The sequence below is a fragment of the Streptomyces sp. STAM6 genome (genome assembly GCF_054963715.1).
Genome location: NZ_JBUEFZ010000017.1, coordinates 32,652 through 50,275, shown reverse-complemented (window position 1 = coordinate 50,275; position 17,624 = coordinate 32,652). Strand labels below are relative to the sequence as shown.

Genomic DNA, 17,624 nt, shown 5'->3' with positions numbered 1-17,624 from the left:
TGCAGGCATCAGCAGCCCGCTCGCTGAGGGAGGCCGCCCCCATGAGCCCGTTCACCGGTTCCGTGCCCCGCACCGAGGAGTGGCGGCATCTGCGGCTCGCCGTCGACGACGGCGTGGCCACCGTCACCCTCGCCCGGCCGGCCAAGCTCAACGCGCTGACCTTCGGCGCCTACGCCGACCTGCGCGACCTGCTCGCCGAGCTGTCCAGGGAGCGGGCCGTCCGCGCCCTCGTCCTCGGCGGCGAGGGGCGCGGCTTCTGCTCCGGCGGCGACGTCGACGACATCATCGGCGCCACCCTCGCCATGGACACCGCGCAGCTCCTGGACTTCAACCGGATGACCGGACAGGTCGTGCGCGCCGTCCGCGAATGCCCCTTCCCCGTCATCGCGGCGATCCACGGGGTCGCCGCGGGCGCAGGCGCCGTCCTCGCGCTCGCCGCCGACTTCCGCGTCGCCGACCCCACCGCCCGCTTCGCCTTCCTCTTCACCCGCGTCGGCCTCTCCGGCGGCGACATGGGCGCCGCCTATCTGCTGCCCCGCGTCGTCGGCCTCGGCCACGCCACCCGGCTGCTCATGCTCGGCGAGGCGGTCCGCGCCCCCGAGGCCGAGCGCATCGGCCTGATCAGCGAACTCACCGAGGACGGCCGGGCGGGCACCCGTGCCGCCGAGCTCGCCCGCCGCCTCGCCGACGGCCCCGCCCTCGCACACGCCCAGACCAAGGCGCTGCTCACCGCGGAACTCGACATGCCGCTCGCCGCCGCCGTCGAACTCGACGCCGCCACCCAGGCCCTCCTCATGACCGGGGAGGACTACGCCGAGTTCCACGCCGCCTTCACCGAGAAGCGCCCGCCGAAATGGCAAGGCCGATGAGCACCGCGGGCCCCGCACGGCCGCCCCTGCGCGTCGCCGTCATCGGCGGGGGGCCCGGCGGGCTCTACGCCGCCGCCCTGCTCAAACGGCTCGACCCCGGCCGCGACATCACGGTCTGGGAGCGCGGCGCCCCCGAGGACACCTTCGGGTTCGGCGTCGTCCTCTCCGACGAGACCCTCGGCGGAATCGAGCACGCCGACCCCGTCGTGTACGGGGCGCTGCAGGACGAGTTCGTGCGCTGGGACGACATCGACATCGTCCACCGCGGCCGCATCCTCACCTCCGGAGGCCACGGCTTCGCCGCCCTCGGCCGCCGCAGGCTCCTCGAAATCCTGCGCGACCGGTGCGAAGGCCTCGGCGTACGGCTCCGCTTCCGCACGGAGGCCCCGCCGGCCGCCGAGCTCGCCGCCACCCACGACCTGGTCATCGCCGCCGACGGAGTGCACAGCCGCACCCGCGACGCGCACGCCGACGCGTTCCGGCCGCACCTCACCACGCACCGCTGCCGCTACATCTGGCTCGCCGCCGACTTCGCCTTCGACGCCTTCCGGTTCGAGATCGCCGAGACCGAGCACGGCGTGATGCAGCTCCACGCCTACCCCTACGCCCGCACGGCTCCCGACCACCCCGCACCGGGCCCCGCCGGACAGCACCCGGCACCCGGCCCTTCCGGACGGCAGCCCGCACTCGGCGCCTCCACCGTCATCGTCGAGATGCGCGAGGAGGTGTGGCGCGCGGCCGGCTTCGACGAGTTCGACGAACAGGAGTCCGTCGAGCGCTGCGCCAAGATCTTCGCCGACGCCCTCCGGGGCCGGTCCCTGCGCTCCAACGCATCCTCCTGGATCGCCTTCCGCACCGTGGTCAACGACCGCTGGTCCCACGGCAACACCGTCCTGCTCGGCGACGCCGCCCACACCGCCCACTTCTCCATCGGCTCCGGCACCAAGCTGGCCGTCGAGGACGCCCTCGCGCTCGCCGCCTGCGTCGAGGAACAACCCGACCTCCCCGCCGCCCTCGCCGCGTACGAGGAGGAACGCCGGCCCGTCGTCGAGTCCACCCAGCGCGCCGCAGCCGCCAGCCTGCGCTGGTTCGAGGAACTCGCCGGGTACGTCGACCAGCCGCCCCGCCAGTTCGCCTTCAACCTCCTCACCCGCAGTCGCCGCGTCACCCACGACAACCTGCGGCTGCGCGACCCGGCCTTCACCGACGCCGTCGAGCGCGACTTCGGCTGCCCGCCCGCCACACCCCCGATGTTCACCCCCTTCCGGCTGCGCGGACTGACCCTGCGCAACCGGGTCGTCGTCTCGCCCATGGACATGTACTCGGCCGCCGACGGCGTACCCGGCGACTTCCACCTCGTCCACCTCGGCGCCCGCGCCCTCGGGGGCGCCGGGCTCGTCATGACCGAGATGGTGTGCGTCAGCCCCGAGGGCCGCATCACCCCCGGCTGCGCCGGGCTCTACACCCCCGTCCAGACCGGCGCCTGGCGCCGCATCACCGACTTCGTCCACCAGCAGGCCCCCGGCACCGCCATCGGCCTCCAGCTCGGCCACTCCGGCCGCAAGGGCTCCACCAAGCATATGTGGGAAGGCATCGACCAGCCGCTCGACACCGGCAACTGGCCCGTCGCCGCCGCCTCACCACTGCCCTACCGCCCCGGCGTCAACCAGGTCCCCCACGAACTGCACCGCGCCGCGCTCACCGACATCCGTGAGCAGTTCACGGCCGCCGCCCGCCGCGCCGTACGCGCCGGATTCGACCTGCTCGAACTGCACTGCGGCCATGGCTACCTGCTCTCCGGGTTCCTCTCGCCCCTCACCAACCGGCGGACCGACGCCTACGGCGGCTCGCTCGCCAAGCGACTCCGCTTCCCGCTCGAGGTCTTCGACGCGGTGCGCGCGGTGTGGCCCGGCGAGCGCCCCATGACCGTCCGCATCTCCGCCACCGACTGGGCGCCCGGTGGCACCACCGCCGACGACGCGGTGGAGATCGCCCGCGCGTTCGCCGAGCACGGCGCCGACGCCATCGACGTCTCCACCGGCCAGGTGGTACCCGACGAGCGTCCCGAATTCGGCCGCTCGTACCAGACCCCGTACGCCGACCGGATCCGCAACGCGCTGCGCGTCCCGGTCATCGCGGTCGGCGCCATCTCCTCCTGGGACGACGTGAACTCCCTGCTGCTCGCCGGCCGGGCCGACCTGTGCGCCCTGGCCCGCCCGCACCTGTACGACCCGCACTGGACGCTGCACGCCGCGGCCGAACAGGGGTACGAGGGCCCCGGCGCCGTCTGGCCCCCGCCGTACCGCGCGGGCAGCCGGAAACCGCCGACGGGCCGCACCGACGCCCCCAAACCACGCCTCACTCTGACGGCGGCGCCGGCCGGTCCCGCGAGCCGCTGACGAACCCGGCCCCCAGGTCCCGCAGGCGGTCGTGCAGCCCGGCGAAGACGGCCGCCGCCCGTCCTCCCGGCCAGCCCGCGGGGAGCAGCCCGGTCGGCAGGCCGGGATCCGCGTACGGCAGCCGGCGCCAGGTGTCCAGCGCGAACAGGTAGTCCCGGTAGGCGTCCTCGGGCGAGCCGCCCGCCGTCTTCGACCAGGCCCGCAGCACCGGCTCGTGCAGATCCAGGAACTCCTCGTGCAGCTTGGCGATCGCCGCCAGGTCCCACCAGCGCGCCACTGACTCGGCCGTCGCCGCGAAGCCCAGGTGTTCCCCGCGGAACAGGTCCACGTACGGATCGAGCTGGAGCCGCTGCAGGGTGTGCCGTGTCTCCTCGTACAGCGCGGCAGGCGCGATCCACACCCCCGGCGCGGCCGTCCCGAACCCGAGGCGCCCGAGTCGTGAGCGCAGCAGATGCCGCTTGTGCCGCTCGGCCTCGGGCACCGAGAACACCGCGAGCACCCAGCCTTCGGAGAGCTCGGGCTCCCGGGTGCCGTAGATCCTCCGGTCGCCGTCGTCCAGGAGCTGACGGGCGTCCGCCGACAGGGCGTACCCGGCGGCCCCGTCCGCAGTCCTGCGCGGCTCCAGCAGCCCGCGCCGCTTCAGCCGGGACACCGAGGAGCGCACCGACGGAGCGTCCACGCCGAGCACCGCCAGCAGCCGGATGAGCTCGGCGACCGGCAGCGGGGCGTTGTCGGGCGTCCGCCCGTACGCGCCGTACAGGGAGACGATCAGGGACCGCGGAGTGTGCTGCTCGACCACGTGATCACTCTAAGGGCGTCCCGGCACATCCTCAGCCGCGCAGCCGGAAGCGCTGCAGCTTCCCGGTGGCGGTCCGGGGCAGCGCGTCCAGGAAGACGATCCGGCGCGGGCACTTGTACGGGACGAGACGGTCCTTCACGAACGAACGCAGCGCCTCCGCCGTGGCGTCGTCGTGCGGGACGCCGTCGCGCAGCACCGCGTAGGCCACCACGATCTGGCCGCGCAGTTCGTCCGGGCGGCCCACCACGGCCGCCTCGACCACATCCGGGTGGGCCAGCAGCGCCTCCTCGACCTGCGGGCCCGCGATGTTGTACCCCGCCGAGATGATCATGTCGTCCGCGCGGGCTACATAGCGCAGATAGCCGTCCGGCTCACGGACGTAGGTGTCGCCGGTGAGGTTCCAGCCGTCACGGACGTACTCCCGCTGCCTCGGGTCGGACAGATAGCGGCAGCCGACCGGGCCGCGCACGGCCAGCAGCCCCTCCTCGCCGTCGGGCACCGGCCGCCCCGAGGCGTCCACCACGCGCGCGTGCCACCCCGGTACCGGCACCCCGGTCGTGCCCGGCCTGATCGCGCCGTCGGCGGCGGAGATGAAGATGTGCAGCAGCTCCGTGGCGCCGATGCCGTTGATGATGCGCAGCCCGGTCCGCTCGCGCCAGGCGCGCCAGGTGGCGGCGGGCAGGTTCTCGCCGGCCGAGACGCAGCGGCGCAGCGAGCCGGTGTCATGGGTGTCGACCTCGTCCAGCATGACCCGGTACGCCGTCGGGGCCGTGAACAGCACGGTCACCCGGTGCCGGGCCACCGCGGCGAGCAGCTGCCGGGGCGCGGCCTGCTCCAGCAGCAGGGCCGAGGCACCCGCGCGCATCGGGAAGATCACCAGGCCGCCGAGGCCGAAGGTGAAACCGAGTGGCGGGCTGCCCGCGAAGAGGTCGTCGGGCTCCGGCCGCAGCACATGGGCGGAGAAGGTGTCGGCGACGGCCAGGACGTCGCGGTGGAAGTGCATGCATCCCTTGGGGCGGCCCGTGGTGCCCGACGTGAACGCGATCAGCGCCACGTCGTCGGCGGCCGTCCGCACCGCGTCGAACGAGCCGGGGTGGCGGGCCGCGAGCCGCAGCAGGTCGTCCGGCGCGTCACCGCCGTAGGCGGTGACCCGCAGGCCCGGCACCTCCGCCTTGACCAGGTCGTCGACCGCCCGGATGTCGCACAGGGCGTGGCTGACGCCGGCCATCTCGCACATCACCGACAGCTCCTGGGCCCGCTGCTGGGCCAGGACGGTGACCGCGACGGCCCCCGCCTTCATGACGGCGAGCCAGCAGGCCGCGAGCCAGGGGGTCGTCGGGCCGCGCAGCAGGACCCGGTTGCCCGGCACGACCCCCAGGTCGGAGCTGAGGGTGTGGGCGATGCGGTCGACCCTGCGGCGCAGCTCGCCGTAGGTCCAGACGCCGCCCGTGCCGTCCCGGAAGACGGGCCGGTCCGGGCCGAACCGTTCGACCGTGCGGTCCAGTAGTTCCTCGCCGCAGTTGAGCCGGTCGGCGTAACGCAGTTCGGGCAGATCGAAGACGAGCTCCGGCCACTGCTCGCGCGGCGGGAGGTGGTCCCGGGCAAAGCTGTCGTGGTGGGCCGATTCAGTCAGCTCCATGTTCGCCCCCCTTGTCGTGGTGGGAACGCCTCACGAGCGTATCGTGAAGGTGACGACAGTCAACGGTCCGCGATAACCTGAGGTGGATTCCTGAGACGGATTCCTGAGGGGGCACGAATGCCCGTATTCTCGCTCGATCCGGAACAGACCGCCTGGTGCGCCGCGCTGCGCACGCTGGCGGCCGAACGGCTGCGGCCACTCGCGGAGAAGGGCGAGCCCGGCCGGCTCAACCGCCCGCTCGTCGCCGCGCTGGGGGAGCTCGGCCTGCTGGCGCGGCTGTTCGATGCGGGTGCGTTCGACCTGTGCCTGATGCGCGAGTCCCTCGCCCGGACCTGCACGGAGGCCGAGACCGCCCTCGCGCTCCAGGGCCTGGGCGCCCATCCGGTCGCCTCGTGCGGCACCCCGGAACAGCGGGCCCGCTGGCTGCCGGAGGTCACCGCGGGCCGGGCGGTCGCCGCCTTCGCGCTGAGCGAGCCGGACGCCGGCTCGGACGCTGCCGCGCTCGCCCTGGAGGCCGTACCGGACCCCGGGGCCGGGGCCGGCAGCGGCGGATGGCGGCTGTCCGGCGAGAAGTGCTGGATCTCCAACGCCCCGGAAGCCGACTTCTACACCGTCTTCGCCCGGACGACCCCGGGCGCCGGGGCCCGCGGCGTCACCGCCTTCCTGGTCCCCGCCGACCGCCCCGGCCTCACCGGCAGCCACCTCGACATGCTCTCCCCCCACCCCATCGGCAGCCTGCTCTTCGACGGTGTGCCGGTGACCGGGGACGACGTCCTGGGGGAGCCCGACCGCGGCTTCCGCGTCGCCATGGGCACCCTCAACCTCTTCCGTCCCAGCGTCGGCGCGTTCGCCGTCGGCATGGCGCAGGCGGCGCTCGACGCGACGACGGCCCACACGGCCGAACGGGCCGCCTTCGGCGGCATGCTGAAGGACCTGCAGGCCGTCTCCCACCAGGTCGCCGAGATGGCCACCCGCACCGAGGCCGCACGACTGCTCGTGTACGCGGCCGCCGCGGCGTACGACGCGGGCGCCGACGACGTACCCAAGCGCTCTGCCATGGCGAAGCTGCTCGCCACGGAGACCGCGCAGTACGTCGTCGACGCCGCCGTCCAGCTGCACGGCGCCCGGGCTCTCCAGCGCGGCCATCTGCTGGAGCACCTCTATCGCGAGGTCCGCGCCCCGCGCATCTACGAGGGCGCCACCGAGGTCCAGCGCACGATCATCGCCAAGGAGCTGTACGCGGCGGGCGCGACCCGCGAGGAGGAGCCGTCCCGATGAGCCTGGAGCGCATCAACCCCCCTGACCTCTCCCCGCCGCGGGGCTTCTCGCACGCCGTCACCGCCACCGGCTCGCGCCTGGTCCTTCTCGCGGGCCAGACCGCGCTCGACGGTGACGGCAAGGTGGTCGGGGAGACACTGCCCGAGCAGTTCGAGAAGGCCCTGACCAATCTCCTCACCGCCCTCGAAGCCGCCGGCGGCACCCCGGCGGATCTGGCCCGCGTCACGGTCTACGCGACGGACGTCGCCGACTACCGCGGCCGCGTCGCCGAACTGGGCCGCATCTGGCGCCGCCTGGCGGGCCGCGACTACCCGGCGATGGCGGTCATCGGCGCGGTCCGGCTCTGGGACGAGCAGGCGATGGTGGAACTGGACGGCATCGCGGTCCTGCCCTGACGCCCTCGACGGCGCCCGCGCGGCCCGTATCGGCCGAGGATCAGGCGGGCTGGTCCTTGTCGGACGGGAGCCAGACCTGCATGGTCGCCGGGTCGATCGGAATCGACACGTGTTCGTGCGTGATCGACCACGTTCCGTTCGACCGCCGGAGGCAGACACTCTCACGCACCCATATCGAGGCCTGGAGACCGCCCTTGCGCTCCCCGGAGTCCAGGTGGAGCATGTGCGCGAACGCGGTGTCGCCGCTGGTCGCGAGGGTGAGGTCGTGCGTCTCCAGGCTGATGGGGCCGACGTATCCGTCGAACCAGCGCAGGAAGTTGCGGCGGATCTCGTCGGTTCCGGTGAACCGCAGCGGGGGGACGACGTCGTAGTAGACGGCGTCGTCGGCGTAGAAGGACATGAGCCGGTCGATGTCCTTCGTCTGCTGGGCTTCGGCGCGGCTCGCCAGGAGCGCCCGGATCTCGGACTCGTGGGCGGTCATCGCGTACTCCTTCGGGTCGTGTGTGTTCTGCGGGACTGGATCAGCGGGACTGGATCAGCGGGACGGGGCCGGCGGGACGGGATCAGGCGGCGCGGCCGGCCTTGAGCGCGGTGGCGACACCGACGACACGGCGGGCCTGGTGACGAGCTGCCTCCAGGCTCACCTCGCCAGGTGCCCCGTCGCCGACGACGTGCGAAGTGCCGTAGGGATTGCCCGACTTGAACTGGACCGGGTCGGTGTAGCCGGGAGGCACGATGATCCCGCCCCAGTGGTAGAAGGTGTTGCCGAGCGCCAGGAGGGTGGATTCCTGGCCTCCGTGGGCACTGTTGGAGGCGGTGAAGGCCGAGTACACCTTGTCCGCGAGCCGGCCCTCGAACCACAGGGGTCCGGTGGTGTCGATGAACTGCCGCAGCGGGGCGGCCGGGTTGCCGAATCGGGCCGGGGTGCCGAACAGCACGGCGTCCGCCCACTCCAGGTCGCCGTGCCCGGCCTCGGTGACATCGGCGGTGTCCTGGTGGTGCCGGGTCCAGGCCGGATGGGCGTCGATCGCCTCGGGCGGGGCCGTCTCGGCGACCTTGCGGAGCCGGACGTACGCGCCGGCCTTCTCGGCGCCCTCGACGGCTGCTTGCGCCAGGGCGTGCACATTGCCACTGGTGCTGTAGTAGATGACTGCGACGTTCACGGGCTCCATGCCGTGTACCTCCGTTTGCTTCCGCGCCGGCGGGGGCGGCGTTCCGTTGTCCGGTACGACGAGACGGCCGGGCGGAATGTGAGGCGGAGCGCCGGTCTCACATTCCGGGGTGTTGTCCCGTCATACAGGTGAGAAGAGATCCGACCGAGGGAGCCGCGAGACCATGACGACCATTTCGACCGCGCCGGAAGACGGCCGGCTCGACCCGGTTCCGAGCGAGGTCACCGCTGAACGCCGCAGGCTGATCAACCTCGCCTACCGGATGCTGGGCTCCCTGGTGGAGGCCGAGGACGTCGTCCAGGAGACGTACGCCCGCTGGTACGCGATGTCCCGAACGCAGCAGGAGGCGGTGGCGTCCCCCGGCGGCTGGCTGACCAAGGTCGCCGGCCGTATCTGCCTCGACGTGCTCCGCTCGGCACGCGCCAGGCGGGAGCGTTATGTGGGGGAATGGGTTCCCGAGCCGCTGCCCGGGCGCACCGAGTGGCCCGTCGGCGCGACGGACGGCGGTACGGCCGATCCGGCCGACCGGGTCACGCTCGACGAGTCGGTCAGCATGGCCTTCCTCGTCGTGCTCGAATCGATGACTCCGGCCGAGCGCGTGGCGTTCGTCCTCCACGACGTCTTCCGCTATCCCTTCGCCGAAGTGGCCGACATCGTCGGCCGCACCCCGGCGGCCTGCCGCCAGTTGGCGTCCTCGGCCCGCCGCCGCGTCGACGCCTCCCGTGCTCCCTTGTCACCGACGGCCCAGCGGGCCCGTGTCGTCAGGGAGTTCAAGCAGGCGTGGGAGACCCAGGACATCAGCGCCCTCATCGGCCTTCTCGACCCCGATGCCACCGCCGTCGGAGACGGCGGCGGCATCGTCACGGCCCTGCCCCACCCGATCGAGGGCGCCGAGCGCGTCGCCCGCTTCTTCGCGGGCCGGACCCGTCCGGGCCGACTGGCGGTCGGGGAGTGCACGGTCAACGGCCAGCCCGGTCTGGTGGCCCGCCTGGACGGCGTCGTCGTGTCGGTGTACGCGTTCGACATCGCGGACGGCCGGATCCGACGGATCTGGGCCGTGCTCAACCCCGAGAAGCTCCGGCCGTGGACGACCGGCTGACGGCCGACCCCGTCGACGGCCGGTCCCGCCGACCCGTCAGGCGCGCGGGTTCGACGGCCCGCCGGGGCCCTTGACGAGCAGAAGCGGCCCGCCAGGGTGGAGGGTGCGGTGATGCGGGCGGTGCGGGGGTCTCGGTTTCCCCGCCCGGTCGAGGAGAGGCGGTGCGACCGCTGCGACAACAGGGCCTCGACCAGGGGCAGCCCCGGTGGGACTGCCCGCCCGGTCCGGGGCGCGCGGGCTGCCGGCGGCACCCGGCACCCGGGCAGCCGGGCGCGGTGGGCCGGGGTGACGTGGTGTGTCTGCCCGTGGATGCGGCTGGGAGGCGCGCGGGTTCCCGGCCGCCGGGGACACGGAGCGGGCCGACTCCGCGGGCATGACGGACCGGAGGGCCGCACCGGTCGCCCTCCGTTCGTCGACGGGGTGCATCTCGGGCACGTGCCGGTCCGCGGACTCCCGGCGTGACGGGCCGGCTCCCGGCAGCCGCAAGGAAGTCGCAGGGGAGCCGCAGGGAAGCCGCAGGGGGAGTCGCCCGGGAGGTCACGGCCGAGCCGCACGCGGCGAAGCACCGGGGAAATTCTCGCGGGAGGGTGCACAGGGGTTGTCAGTGCAATTTCACATTACTATGTTACAGCTCACATTGCAGTGGCATGAACCCTTCAAGGAACCCCAACTGCCGCCGCGCACACGGGCATTCGGCCCGTCCGCACCGCTGAACGGACCACTCCCCACCTCCACACAGGAGCAACTGGTGTCCCAGCAACCACCATCCAGATCACCGCGCAGAGCGCTCATAGCCGCCGCCGTCGCCGCCGCGACCCTCCTCGGCGCGGGCAGCCTCAGCGCGCCGGCCGCCGCCCGGCCCGGCCCGGCGCCCGGCGCGAAGCCGGCGGGCGTCACGGCGAGCCCCCACCCCCACGACGAAGTGGAACGCCTCGCGCGGGCGCCCAGATTCACCCCGGAGCCCGCCGCCGCTCCCGGCGGTCGCACCGACGCGCGTGTTCCCGGGCCGCAGACGCCCCGGTCGCCCGCCGCCCGTGCCGCGGCGGCGCCGGCCGTGCCCTGCACTCTCGACGGCGTCACCCGCCTCGGCCCCGACCAGCTGGCGGACTTCCTCGCCGACCCGGGCGTCACCGCCGACGGCTGTCTCCGCGGCCTCATCTGGACCTGGGACGCGCGCCTCGCGCCGGTCATGTCCGACGCCCACGTCCAGGCCGTCTCCCGGCGGGCCTCGACCCTCGCGGCCACCCACGACGGCCGCAACGGCAGCCATCTGCTGGAGATGTTCACCTACCTCCATGCCGTCGCCTACCACGACTTCTCGCGCGACGAGATCGACGTCACCGACGCCCCCACCACCGAGGCCATGCGCCGGGCCGTCCACGCCTTCGGCACCGCCGCCCGGACCTTCGACGTCACCCGCACCAACGCCGAGACCCTGCGCGAGGCGCTCTACGCGGGCAGCGCCCCCGGTCTGCGCCACTCCCAGCTGGGGCTGATCCAGAAGGTGCTCGCCACCATGGACCGGTACCACCCCACGACGCACCGCGACCCGGTCTGGGGAGGGGCCGCGCTCGCCGCGCTCTCCGTCAACTACCTCGGCGTCTACCCGGGCAACCGGGACACCGTCTTCCACTCCCTGGTCGCCCGGAACGCCACGTACCGCGCGTCCTTCCGCGCCTTCTCCGGATACACGCACCTCAAGGGCACGCCCAACGAGTGGGTGGTGCGCGACGCGCTCGGCGAGTACGGCCGGTTCGGCCAGATCGACGCCATCAAGACCTCGATCGTCCCGGACGTCGGCGCGCTGCTCGACCCGGTCGTACGGAACTTCGGCCGGGGCAGCGCCCCGTGGGCGAAGCTCGCCGGCTGGCTCGTCTTCTACGAGGCCTGCAAGCCCTACGGCGTCTGCAAGGACGACATCGAGCGGCAGATCTTCCCGCACACGTACGTCTACGACCGCGGTGCCATCAAGGTCCGCACCGGACTCGACCGCGCCACCGTCGACCAGCTGTACTACGCGAGCAAGCAGGTCAAGGCGCAGTTCCATCGCGTCCTCGGAACCGAGGCGCCGCTCACCGGGGACACCAACACCGTTCTCACCATCGTGCTGTACGCGTCCCGGGCCGACTACGAGAACTACCACCCGCTGCTGACCGGGATGGACACCAACAACGGCGGCATCTACATCGAGCGCGGCGCGACCTTCTACACCTACCAGCGGCGCGTCCCCCAGGACTCGACCCTCACCCTGGAAGAGCTCTTCCGCCACGAGTACGTGCACTACCTCAACGGCCGCTTCGCGGTCCCCGGCTACTTCGGCGAGGGCCCCTGGTACCAGGGTGACCGCACCACGGCCATGGACGAGGGCACCGCCGAGTTCTTCGACGGCGCCACCCGCGACGACGGCGTCGCCGTCCGCAAGTCGCTGGTCAGGAGCGTCATCTCGGACACCGCCGGCGGCGGCCCGCGCATGAGCGTGAACCGGCTGCTGCACGCCACCTACGACGGCGACGGCTTCCGCTTCTACGCCTACGCCGGCACGTTCTTCGAGTTCCTGTGGACCCGGCAGCCCTCCCTGCTGCGCGAGATGTACCGGCATCTGCGGGCCGACGACCCGGCCGCGTTCGACGCCTGGCGCGGCCGCCTCGGCCGGGACGCCGCGCTCCAGCGGGCGTACGACGCCTTCCTCGACGAGCAGATCGCCAAGGTCGACGACCTGTTCGTGCCCCACACCACCTACACGCCCAACGACCGGCTGAGGGACACCACCGCCGAGGCCGTCCGTGCCTCGTTCGCCGCCGCCACCTGGTCGGACCCGCGCTGCACGGACAACGGCGACACGGTCAAGCGGCGCTTCGTCTGCACCGGCCGCATCACCGCGAACCTGAGCGACGCGAACAGTCCCGACCAGGTCTTCAAGGACATGTCCGAGACCGTCGACCACTTCCTGCTCGACCGGGCCGGCACCGCCTCCACCAACCTGGCCGACATGAACTGCTCGTTCGGCGAGGTGGAGATCTGGAGCAGCCGGCGCGCCGGCACCGCCCCGTACACCTGCGAGGGGCCGCTGCGCACCTGAACTCGTGGGGGCCGAGGGCATATTCACCGGCCCACGCCCCTGTACACGGTCAGTACTATGTGAAATATTACTGGCCGTGCCCACGAGACATGTGACACACCTGCCCAAGGCCCTGGACGCCGTCATCATCGGCGCCGGAGTCGTCGGGGCGGCCTGCGCCTACTACGCGGGCCGCTCCGGCCTCTCCGTCGCCGTCGTCGACCGCGGCCCCGTCGCGGGCGGCACCACCGGCGCCGGGGAGGGCAATCTGCTCGTCTCCGACAAGGAGGCGGGCCCCGAGCTCGACCTCGCGCTGCTGTCCACCCGACTGTGGCGCGAGCTCGCCGAAACCCTCCCACCGGAGGCCGAGTACGAGCCCAAGGGCGGTCTCGTCGTCGCACCCGACGGGGCCGCCCTCACCGCACTGCGGGCCTTCGCCGCCGGACAGCGCACCGCGGGCGTCGAAGCGCACGAGATCGGCGCCGGTGAACTGCGTGACGTGGAACCCCACCTCGCGCCCGGCCTCGCCGGCGGCTTCCACTACCCGCAGGACGCCCAGGTCCAGCCCGCCATGGCCGCGGCCCAGCTGCTGCGGGCCTCCGGAGCCCGGCTCGTCCTCGGCGAGGAGGTCACCGCCGTCCTCACCGGCCCGGGCGGCGCCGTCCGCGGTGTCCGCACCCCGCACCGCGACCTCCTCGCGCCCGCCGTCGTCAACGCCGCGGGCACCTGGGGCGGCCGGGTCGCGGACCTGGCCGGCACCCACCTTCCCGTCATGCCCCGCCGCGGCTTCGTCCTCGTCACCGAACCCCTGCCGCCCCGGCTCGTCCGGCACAAGGTGTACGCCGCGGACTACATCGCCGACGTCGCCAGCGGCTCCGCCGCCCTCCAGTCCTCCGCCGTCGTCGAGGGCACCCCCTCAGGGCCGGTCCTCATCGGCGCCACCCGGGAGCGCGTCGGCTTCGACCGGTCGCTGTCCACCGAGGCGCTGCGGCGGCTCGCGGCTCAGGCCACCGCGCTGTTCCCGGTGCTCGCGGGCGTCCGGGCCATCCGGACCTACCACGGGTTCCGGCCCTACCTGCCCGACCACCTCCCGGCGATCGGCCCCGACCCGCGCGTCCCCGGCCTGCTCCACGCCTGCGGCCACGAGGGCGCCGGAATCGGACTCGCCCCGGCGACCGGGCTGCTCGTGGCCGCGGCCCTCGGCGGCGAGCCACCGGCCCTGGACCCGAAGCCGTTCCGTCCCGACCGCTTCGCGCACCCAGGAGGCGACGCCCGATGACACCGGCCCCCTTCACCCTCACCTTCGACGGGCGGACCATCACCGCACTGCCCGGCCAGACCGTCGCGGCCGCCCTCTGGTCGGCCGGCATCCTCACCTGGCGCACCACCCGTCACCACGGCGCCCCGCGCGGCGCGTTCTGCGGCATGGGCGCCTGCCACGACTGCCTGGCCACGGTGAACGGGCGCCCCAACCAGCGCGCCTGCCTGCTGCCCGCCCGCCCCGGCGACACCATCACCACCCAGGAGGGCACCGGACATGCCGACACCGCCCGCTGACTCCACCACGTCCGCCTCCGCCTCCGTGGCACCTGCCCCCGCCGCGTCCCCCGCGTCCGGCACATCCCCCGGGCCCGCCGGCGCCGGGGAGGAGATCACCGACCTCGCCGTCGTGGGCGCCGGGCCCGCCGGACTCGCCGCCGCCACCACCGCCTCCCGGCTCGGGCTGACCGTCACCCTGCTGGACGCGGGGGAGCGGCCCGGCGGCCAGATCCACCGGCACCCCGCGCCCGGGCTCGGCACCGCACCCCGCCGGGTCAGGCGCGCACTCCACCGGATGCGCGACGTCACCCACCTGCCCGCCCACCATGTCTGGACCGTCGTGCGCGACGGGGACACCTGGCTGCTGCACGCCGTCGCGGGACCCGACGAAACCCCCGCCACCGTCCGCGCCCGCACCGTCCTCCTCGCCACCGGCGCGTACGAACGGCAGCTTCCCTTCCCCGGCTGGACACTGCCCGGCGTCGTCGGCGCGGGCGGCGCCCAGGCGATGCTCAAGTCCGGGCTCGTGCTGCCGGGCCGCCGTATCGTCGTCGCCGGCAGCGGGCCCCTGCTGCTCGCCGTCGCCGGATCGCTCGCCGCGGCCGGCGCCCGTGTGCCCGCCCTCGTCGAAGCCGCCGACTACACGGCGTACGCCCGCCACCTGCCCGCCCTCGCCCGCAACCCCGGCAAACTCGCCGAGGGCGCGGTCCACGCAGGCGCCCTGCTCCGCCACGCCACCCGGCCGCTCACCCGGCACGCCGTCACGGCGGCCCACGGCACCACCCGCGTCGAAGCCGTCACCGTCACCCGCCTCGACCGCGACTGGCGCCCCGTCCCCGGCACTTCCCGCCGGATCCCCTGCGACGCGCTCGCCGTCGGCCACGGCCTCGTACCGCAGCTGGAGCTCGCCACCGGGCTCGGCTGCGCCACCCGCCGCACTCCGGACGACACCCCCGCCCTCGCCGTCGACGACGAACTGCGCACCTCCGTACCCGGCATCTGGGCGGCCGGCGAGACCGGCGGCGTCGGCGGCGCCGCCCTGGCCCGCACCGAGGGCGAACTCGCCGCCCTCTCCATCGCCCACGCCCTGACCGGCACCCCCCGCCCTCCCGGGCGGCTGCTGCGCCACCGCGCCCGGCTGCGGGCCTTCGCCGACGCCATGGCGGCCGCCCACCGGCCCGGCCCCGGCTGGACCGGCTGGCTCGACGACACCACCGAGGTGTGCCGCTGCGAGGAGGTCACGGCGGGCCGTGTCCGGCAGGCCGTGACCGACCTCGGCGCCCGCGACGCACGCACCGTCAAGCTCCTCACCCGCGCCGGCATGGGCTGGTGCCAGGGCCGCGTGTGCGGCCAGGCCGTCGCCCGCCTCGCGGGGGAGGACCCCGCGCCCGACCGGCGCCCGCTCTCCTGCCCCGTACCGCTCAGTCATCTGGCACAACCACCAGGAGCCGAATGATGAACACCGCCGCCCGCCGCCAGCCCTGGCACGGCATCATGGTCGCCACCGCCCTGCCGCTGCGCGACGACCTCTCCGTCGACTACGACGCGTACGCCGAGCACGTCTCCCGGCTCGTCGCCCAGGGCTGCGACGGTGTCGTGCCCAACGGCTCCCTCGGCGAGTACCAGACCCTCACCGACGACGAACGATCCCGTGTCGTCCGGGTCGCCGTCGAAGCCGCCGGGGACGGCGCGCGTGTGATGCCCGGCGTGTCCGCCTACGGCAGCGCCGAGGCCCGCCGCTGGGCCGACCAAGCCGCCGAGGCCGGGGCCGGCTCCGTCCTGCTGCTGCCGCCCAACGCCTACCGCGCCGACGAGCGCTCCGTACGCGCTCACTACGCCGAGGTCGCACGGGCGGGCCTCCCCGTCGTCGCCTACAACAACCCCTACGACACCAAGGTCGACCTGACCCCCGAGCTGCTCGCCCGGCTGCACGGCGACGGCACCATCGTCGCCGTCAAGGAGTTCAGCGGCGACGTCCGCCGCGCCTACCGGATCGCCGAACTGGCTCCCGGGCTCGATCTGCTGATCGGTGCCGACGACGTACTGCTGGAACTCGCCCTGGCCGGAGCCGTCGGCTGGATCGCCGGTTACCCCAACGCCCTGCCGACCGCCTGCGCCGCCCTCTACCACGCGGCCGTCACCCACGACCTCGACACCGCGCTCCCGCTCTACAAGTCCCTGCACCCGCTGCTGCGCTGGGACTCCAGGACCGAGTTCGTCCAGGCCATCAAGCTGTCCATGGACATCGCCGGACGCCACGGCGGCCCCGTCCGGCCGCCGCGCACGTCCCTCACCGAGGCCCAGGACGCCGCCGTCCGCGCGGCCACCGAGAAGGCACTCGCGGAAGGGCTCGGCTGACCATGCGCACGCGCCATGTCTTCCACGCCGTCGACTCCCACACCGAGGGCATGCCGACCCGCGTCGTCACCGGCGGTGTCGGGACCGTCCCCGGTGCCACCATGGCCGAGCGGCGGCTGCACTTCACCGCGCACATGGACCGGCTCAGGACACTCCTGATGTACGAGCCGCGCGGCCACGCCGCGATGAGCGGCGCGATCCTCCAGCCGCCCACCCGCCCCGACGCCGACTACGGCGTGCTCTTCATCGAGGTCTCCGGGCTGCTCCCGATGTGCGGACACGGCACGATCGGCGTCGCCACCGTCCTCGTCGAGACCGGCATGGTGCCCGTCACCGAACCGGTCACCACCGTCCGCCTCGACACCCCCGCCGGCCTGGTCGCCGTGGACGTCCACGTCGAGGACGGCGCCGCCACCTCCGTCACCCTCACCAACGTCCCCGCCTTCTGCCCCGCCCTCGACCGCAAAGTGACCGTCCCCGGATACGGCACCGTCACCTACGACCTGGCCTACGGAGGAAACTTCTACGCCTTCGTCGAACTCGACGCCCTCGGCCTCCCCTTCGACCGGGACCGCAAGAACGACCTGCTCGCCGCCGGACTCGCCGTCATGGACGCCATCAACAGCACCGACCGGCCGGTCCACCCCGAGGACCCCGGCATCGGCGGAGTCAAACACGTCTATCTGGCGGCGCCCGGCTCGGACGCCGTCCGCTCCCGGCACGCCATGGCCATCCACCCCGGCTGGTTCGACCGCTCCCCGTGCGGCACCGGCACCTCCGCGCGCATGGCCCAGCTGCACGCCCGCGGACGACTGGCCCTGCGGACCGACTTCGTCAACGAGTCCTTCATCGGGACCCGCTTCACCGGCCGGCTCGTCGGCGAGACCACGGTCGGCGGACTGCCCGCCGTCGTCCCCACCGTCACCGGCCGCGCCTGGATCACCGGCACCGCCCAGTACTTCCTCGACCCGGAAGACCCCTTCCCCGCGGGCTTCCTGCTCTGACCGCGTGAGCTCATG

The 17,624-nt window shown here is 73.6% G+C and carries 15 protein-coding genes; 11 read left to right on the top strand and 4 right to left on the bottom strand.

All coding sequences use genetic code 11. The features are described from left to right. Nucleotides 1–41: 41 nt before the first annotated feature. Both ACY34K_RS20530 and ACY34K_RS20525 read left to right on the top strand, forming a co-directional pair. Nucleotides 42–869, top strand: coding sequence for an enoyl-CoA hydratase family protein (locus tag ACY34K_RS20530; protein ID WP_462749113.1), 828 nt, complete (start codon nt 42–44; stop codon nt 867–869). Further along, nucleotides 866–3,268 (top strand): oxidoreductase, encoded by a 2,403-nt coding sequence (locus ACY34K_RS20525; RefSeq protein WP_462749112.1) that lies wholly within the window; start codon nt 866–868, stop codon nt 3,266–3,268. Before ACY34K_RS20530 ends, ACY34K_RS20525 begins: the two co-directional genes overlap by 4 nt. Here the strand turns inward: ACY34K_RS20525 and ACY34K_RS20520 are convergent. Together ACY34K_RS20520 and ACY34K_RS20515 are read right to left on the bottom strand one after the other, a co-directional pair. Further along, nucleotides 3,228–4,067 (bottom strand): PaaX family transcriptional regulator, encoded by an 840-nt coding sequence (locus tag ACY34K_RS20520; protein ID WP_462749110.1) that lies wholly within the window; start codon nt 4,065–4,067, stop codon nt 3,228–3,230. The genes ACY34K_RS20525 and ACY34K_RS20520 overlap by 41 nt on opposite strands. Nucleotides 4,068–4,098: 31 nt before the next feature. Then, nucleotides 4,099–5,706: an AMP-binding protein gene (locus ACY34K_RS20515; RefSeq protein ID WP_462749108.1), complete on the bottom strand. Its 1,608-nt coding sequence runs from the start codon at nt 5,704–5,706 to the stop codon at nt 4,099–4,101. Nucleotides 5,707–5,823: 117 nt separating this feature from the next. Between ACY34K_RS20515 and ACY34K_RS20510 the strand changes: the two genes are divergently transcribed. Together ACY34K_RS20510 and ACY34K_RS20505 are read left to right on the top strand one after the other, a co-directional pair. Further along, entirely contained in the window at nt 5,824–6,984 is a 1,161-nt protein-coding gene (locus tag ACY34K_RS20510) for an acyl-CoA dehydrogenase family protein (protein ID WP_462749105.1), read from the top strand. Next, on the top strand, nt 6,981–7,379 hold the full coding sequence (locus tag ACY34K_RS20505) for a RidA family protein (RefSeq protein WP_462749103.1): 399 nt from the start codon (nt 6,981–6,983) through the stop codon (nt 7,377–7,379). The genes ACY34K_RS20510 and ACY34K_RS20505 overlap by 4 nt, the downstream gene beginning before the upstream one ends. Before the next feature lie 40 nt (nt 7,380–7,419). Here ACY34K_RS20505 and ACY34K_RS20500 read toward each other — a convergent pair whose 3' ends face one another. Beyond that, nucleotides 7,420–7,860, bottom strand: coding sequence for a YybH family protein (locus tag ACY34K_RS20500; RefSeq protein WP_462749101.1), 441 nt, complete (start codon nt 7,858–7,860; stop codon nt 7,420–7,422). An 82-nt stretch (nt 7,861–7,942) separates the two neighbouring features. Continuing rightward, entirely contained in the window at nt 7,943–8,551 is a 609-nt protein-coding gene (gene wrbA / locus ACY34K_RS20495) for an NAD(P)H:quinone oxidoreductase (RefSeq protein ID WP_462749098.1), read from the bottom strand. 163 nt (nt 8,552–8,714) lie between these two features. Between wrbA and sigJ the strand changes: the two genes are divergently transcribed. The 7 genes from sigJ (at nt 8,715) to ACY34K_RS20460 (ending at nt 17,609) form a co-directional block, all read left to right on the top strand. After that, entirely contained in the window at nt 8,715–9,650 is a 936-nt protein-coding gene (sigJ, locus tag ACY34K_RS20490) for an RNA polymerase sigma factor SigJ (RefSeq protein WP_462749096.1), read from the top strand. Between the two features lie 622 nt (nt 9,651–10,272). Further along, nucleotides 10,273–12,729, top strand: coding sequence for a collagenase (locus ACY34K_RS20485; protein WP_462749094.1), 2,457 nt, complete (start codon nt 10,273–10,275; stop codon nt 12,727–12,729). A gap of 76 nt (nt 12,730–12,805) precedes the next feature. Beyond that, nucleotides 12,806–13,987, top strand: coding sequence for an NAD(P)/FAD-dependent oxidoreductase (locus ACY34K_RS20480; RefSeq protein WP_462749092.1), 1,182 nt, complete (start codon nt 12,806–12,808; stop codon nt 13,985–13,987). Beyond that, nucleotides 13,984–14,265: a (2Fe-2S)-binding protein gene (locus ACY34K_RS20475; protein ID WP_462749091.1), complete on the top strand. Its 282-nt coding sequence runs from the start codon at nt 13,984–13,986 to the stop codon at nt 14,263–14,265. Before ACY34K_RS20480 ends, ACY34K_RS20475 begins: the two co-directional genes overlap by 4 nt. Continuing rightward, the gene (locus ACY34K_RS20470; protein WP_462749089.1) at nt 14,246–15,703 is read left to right on the top strand and encodes an FAD-dependent oxidoreductase; all 1,458 of its coding nucleotides are present in this window, start codon (nt 14,246–14,248) and stop codon (nt 15,701–15,703) included. Before ACY34K_RS20475 ends, ACY34K_RS20470 begins: the two co-directional genes overlap by 20 nt. Beyond that, nucleotides 15,700–16,605 carry a dihydrodipicolinate synthase family protein gene (locus ACY34K_RS20465; RefSeq protein WP_462749087.1) on the top strand — a complete coding sequence of 302 codons (906 nt, stop codon included), beginning with the start codon at nt 15,700–15,702 and terminating at the stop codon, nt 16,603–16,605. The genes ACY34K_RS20470 and ACY34K_RS20465 overlap by 4 nt, the downstream gene beginning before the upstream one ends. A 2-nt stretch (nt 16,606–16,607) precedes the next feature. Further along, on the top strand, nt 16,608–17,609 hold the full coding sequence (locus ACY34K_RS20460; protein WP_462749086.1) for a proline racemase family protein: 1,002 nt from the start codon (nt 16,608–16,610) through the stop codon (nt 17,607–17,609). The last annotated feature ends 15 nt before the right edge of the window (nt 17,610–17,624 follow it).